General features: G+C 32.8%; 5 protein-coding genes. 3 read left to right on the top strand and 2 right to left on the bottom strand.

Features of this window, described 5'->3' with window-relative positions:
• Nucleotides 1–128 precede the first annotated feature (128 nt).
• Both ACILQF_RS10815 and ACILQF_RS10810 read left to right on the top strand, forming a co-directional pair.
• Nucleotides 129–557 (top strand): nuclear transport factor 2 family protein, encoded by a 429-nt coding sequence (locus ACILQF_RS10815; RefSeq protein ID WP_395627421.1) that lies wholly within the window; start codon nucleotides 129–131, stop codon nucleotides 555–557.
• Between the two features lie 72 nt (nucleotides 558–629).
• Complete coding sequence (locus ACILQF_RS10810; protein ID WP_395627420.1) at nucleotides 630–1,262, top strand: HAD family hydrolase; 633 nt, start codon at nucleotides 630–632, stop codon at nucleotides 1,260–1,262.
• Between the two features lie 338 nt (nucleotides 1,263–1,600).
• Here the strand turns inward: ACILQF_RS10810 and ACILQF_RS10805 are convergent, their stop codons facing one another.
• Nucleotides 1,601–2,284: a DUF2202 domain-containing protein gene (locus ACILQF_RS10805; RefSeq protein ID WP_395627419.1), complete on the bottom strand. Its 684-nt coding sequence runs from the start codon at nucleotides 2,282–2,284 to the stop codon at nucleotides 1,601–1,603.
• 190 nt (nucleotides 2,285–2,474) lie between these two features.
• Between ACILQF_RS10805 and ACILQF_RS10800 the strand changes: the two genes are divergently transcribed.
• Nucleotides 2,475–2,876 (top strand): hypothetical protein, encoded by a 402-nt coding sequence (locus tag ACILQF_RS10800; RefSeq protein ID WP_395627418.1) that lies wholly within the window; start codon nucleotides 2,475–2,477, stop codon nucleotides 2,874–2,876.
• A gap of 27 nt (nucleotides 2,877–2,903) precedes the next feature.
• Here the strand turns inward: ACILQF_RS10800 and yidC are convergent.
• On the bottom strand, nucleotides 2,904–4,525 hold a 1,622-nt coding region (gene yidC, locus ACILQF_RS10795; protein ID WP_395627417.1), incomplete at its 5' end, for a membrane protein insertase YidC.

Here is a 4,525-nt window from a genome sequence, read left to right as displayed (position 1 = left end):
CTTTGATGAATATTACAGGATCCATGTTAGCATCTTACTGGCATAAGAAAACTCCGGAAGGTTATGTAGAACCTGAACTAGAGGGTGAAGTTCGCTCACACTAATTGTTAATTATTAAAAAAATTTTTATGTATAAATCATTGTTATTTATTGTTTTAATAGCTTTTTCAGCCCTTAATTTAAATGCTCAAACCAAGGATGTTCAAGCGGTTTCTCTTGCAGTTGAAAAATTAAGCAAAGCTATTGTTGATCCGAATAGAGCTGCTTTAGAAAGCATTGCTTCTGATGCCTTATCCTACGGTCACTCCGCAGGGAAAGTCCAAAATAAAGCTGAATTTGTGGAAGATCTATTGAATGGACCATTTGATTTTTTAAGTGTAGAACCAAGTAATCAAACTATTTCAATTTCAGGTAAAAATGCCATTGTTAGGCATACTTTTGTCGCGAAAGCTACTAATGCAGGTGTGCCAACAGATATTAGAATTGGAATCATGATGGTTTGGCGTAAGGAAGGTGCTGAGTGGAAATTGTTTGCTAGACAAGCTTTCAGACTGTAACAGTTCAAAATTTAATGAGATGCGCAAATTTTAAATTCTGCGCATTTTTTATGTTTTCTAAATTTATTGATAATGGAAAAACCGGATAGTTTAATATTTGACCTAGATGGCACGTTATGGGATGCACTTGATACTTATCTTGAATCATGGAATTTAGGAGCAAAAGCTGAGAATTTAAATAGAATATTTACACGTGATGATCTGCATTATGTAATGGGATGGGAGCGTTCAAAGGTTCTAGACCATATGTTTCCAGCTACCACGAAAGAAAGGCAGGAAGAGATTTATCATACAATCAATGAGTATCGCTTAAAAATTATGCCTCAAATGGGCGGTGTTTTATACGATGGCGTGCGCGAGGGTTTGATAAAGCTTGCTGATAAATACCGCCTGTTAATTGTTAGCAACTGTCCCGCAAATTTGATTGCCGAATTCATGAAATGGGCTAATATTGAGAAGTATATCACCGACGAAATGGCGCATGGTGCTAATTCAATGCCTAAACATCATAATATTAAACTTCTAATTGAAAAACATGAATTGAAAAGCCCTATTTATATTGGGGATACTCATGGGGATAGCATGGAGACAAGGAAAGCAGGCCTGCCTTTTGTACTTGTTACCTATGGTTTTGGGAATTCAGATGATTATGATCTGAAATTCGAGGATTTTAATGCCCTGACCAATTATTTTATGAATTTTTGAGATAAATTACGAATGTATTTTGTTGGACACTATTTGATAAACATAAAATAATAACTAATATAAAGATTATCTAATTTTTTCTAATCTTAAATTTAGGCTCCAAATTATTATTCTTAATTTTTTACCTCAATGGATCAGATTTCTATTCTGATTTATATTGCGCTTTTTTTGTGTTGTTATAAGTGCATCAATTTAATAATCTGAACTTCTGAAATTTTGATTTTACAGTCAGATTGATAAATAAATTTGGGAGGAAATATCAGGATTATTCTCTTTGTTATTTGCCTGATTATTCAATCTAGATATATCCTCCCATATTTAAAAAACAGTATAAATATTTAATTCCCAGTCTCCATTGCGCTATTGATAATAGAATTGAAGTCTTCGTTGGTAATATATTGAGGGCTATAAGTTCCTCCTGCATTGATTATGTTTTTATAGAATGATCGCATATGATTACGACTTCCTTTGGCCAGCATTTCATAAACATAGCGCATATCCTGGTTATCGATATAAACTAAAGCTTTGTTGATATCATAGAGATCAAGATCCTCTATAGTTGCACCAACTAAAAATGCATTTAAAGTATTCTTATTGCCTTCTAATACTAACTGATCATACAATGCCTTCAATTGTGTATTCTCAAATTTTCCGATTTCATTTGTTCCAACAGGGTCTTTAATATTATATTTATTTAATAACATTAAAACTGCTGACATATGTGTGCTTTCACTCTGAGAGATGTTATTAAAGATTTTAACACTCCATTTATTGTAAAGTGTTACATACACATCCATTGCTAATTTTTCTTCTTCTCTTATAAAAGAAAGACTTGCTAATTCTTCGGGACTTAAACTCTCATTAGGTAATGCAGTAATCTGTGATTGGATATTAATTTTATTTAGATTTCCATCAATGTTATTATTTTTGACCGTATTTTTATCCTTAGTACAAGAGCCAAATACTAAAATTATCACTGTAATAATCAGGCTAAAACTGATGTTTTTTAATTGATTTTTCATGACATTTAATTTAAGTGAAATTGATATTATAAAGGTAAATCAGATTAATACATTTAGTGGTTACATTTGTTACGCACTAATTAATCATATCTTATTTATGAATACATACTTTAGGATTGTTGGAATAGATTGTTTTTTAAAATAATCGTCAAAATGGCGTTTAATCCTAATAATAAAATGCTTCTTTTTTATGAAATGTACATCTGTTTTTCTTTTTAGTATCATTTTATTAAGTTCTTCCTGTGTAAGGGATACAAAACCAGAGGATCTTTATGGAAGGTGGAATTATGTTTCTGTTAATAGCTATAATCCGCCTGATAGCCTAACAAAACAAGAGTTGACTTTGCAATCTCCTGCAATTATATTTTCTGAAGGTAATAAGCTCCATATTGAGTGGGGTGGCAAGCAGCTTTCTCAGGGGACTTTTAAAATGGATGGTAAAATGATTCGCTATACCGAAACGCTGGAAGGTGGAACCAAAAGAGAGTTTCCTTTTTTAATTAAAGAATTAAGTGAAAATTTGCTTGTTTTTGAAACTATGGAGCAAAGTTATACCAAAGTTAAAGCAATAAAAAAGCCGACAAATCCTTAGGTTTGTCGGCTAAATATTTAATATTTATTAGTTCAATTTTTTCTTTCCTGAGCTAGCTGGCTGACTTTTAGCCTGTTGCTGTTGTCTCATATAATCCTCCATTCTTTGCTGAAATCCTGATTTTTTCTTCTCGGATTGAGGTTTTTTCTTATTCTCCTGAATTTGTGCATGTATTTTATTGTCATCAACAAACATTCTGATAATGTACTGTTGCGCAAAGGTCATCATATTGGCTAAGAAGTAATAATAGTTTAATCCTGAAGGATAACTATTTAATACGCCAAAGAATATGATAGGAGTAATATAACCTATGTATTTCATTTGACCCGTAGCACCCGATACTTGATTATTAAAATAAGTATAAATCAAAGTTGAGATGGTCATCAGAATACACATTAAACTGATATGGTTTCCTAAGAAAGGCATTGTAAAGCCTAATTGGAAGAATGCATCATAAGTGGAAAGATCTTCCATCCATAAGAAACTACGTTGACGCAATTCGAATAAATTAGGGAAGAAAAAGAAGAAAGCCATGATGATTGGCAATTGTAATAGCATCGGTAAACAGCCTCCTAATGGATTTACTCCTGCTTTTTTGTATAATTTTAGATACTCTTGTTGTAAAAGAGTAGGGTTATCTTCACCAACTTTACCCTTAATTTCATCCATTTCTGGCTTAAGGATACGCATCTTAGCCATTGAAAGGTAGGATTTGTAGGTAAGTGGTAAAAGAACCATTTTAAGGAGTACTGTTAAAACAAGAATGATTAAACCATATCCCCACCCAAATCTTTCAAGGAAGTTGAAAACAGGTAATACAACCCATCTATTAATGTATTTTAATGGCCAGTAGCCAAGATCTATTTGCTTTTCAATATCAAAGCCCTGCTTTTCAAGGATATTCAATTGGTTGGGCCCAAAATAGAAAGTCATAGGATAGCTTGTAAGCTCCTGTCTCTCAAATGGAATCTGCATATTAGCTGCAAAACTTTTTACTGTGCTTGAATCAGGACTAGTATTAACGGTTAGCTCACCCTTATCGAAACTATTTTTGGCAATTAAAACGTTTGAAAAGTAATGCTGCTTAAATGAAAACCATTTAATTTTTCCTTCGCTAAGCTCTTTTGTTTCAGATTCTGATAGACTTAAATAATCAACACTTTCATCACCCATTTTAAAATAGGCGCTAGAATATCTTTGCTCACTTACTAAATCTTTTTCTTTTTGCTTAAGTATAGTCTCCCAATTAAGGGTAATGTGTTTTTGAGTAGGAGCAACCACGTCTTGCATACCTTTAGTGGCTATTGTCAAATCAACATTATAGCCAGTTCCTTTTAAACTGTAGATATAGTCGATATATTTTCCTTCTCCATAATTTAAACGCATGCTTACAGAAGCAGAATCATTTTTGGATATGCTAACTGAACTACCTAAAGACTGAAAGTAAAGGTCGTTAGTATTGATGTTTTTTCCAGCAGAACCGAAGACTAACCCAAACTTATTACCCTCGCCTTCGAACATAATCAATGGCAATTTGGTATAGGTTTTAAAGCTTTTTAGTTCAACAGAGGCAATTCTGCCACCTTTGGGACTGATTTTTACTTTAATAGATTCGTTTTCAAGAACGATTGGCTCATCGCTGCCTGATT

The organism is Daejeonella sp., assembly GCF_044232565.1.
GTDB lineage: Bacteria > Bacteroidota > Bacteroidia > Sphingobacteriales > Sphingobacteriaceae > Daejeonella.
The sequence above is the reverse complement of the archived record's forward strand: the minus strand, read 5'-3'. Positions and strand labels throughout refer to the sequence as shown.

Coding starts and splice junctions, on each gene's coding strand:
- ACILQF_RS10800 (WP_395627418.1), top strand. CDS start 2,475: ATGAAATGTACATCTGTTTTTCTTTTTAGTATCATTTTATTAAGTTCT.
- ACILQF_RS10815 (WP_395627421.1), top strand. CDS start 129: ATGTATAAATCATTGTTATTTATTGTTTTAATAGCTTTTTCAGCCCTT.
- ACILQF_RS10805 (WP_395627419.1), bottom strand. CDS start 2,284: ATGAAAAATCAATTAAAAAACATCAGTTTTAGCCTGATTATTACAGTG.
- ACILQF_RS10810 (WP_395627420.1), top strand. CDS start 630: ATGGAAAAACCGGATAGTTTAATATTTGACCTAGATGGCACGTTATGG.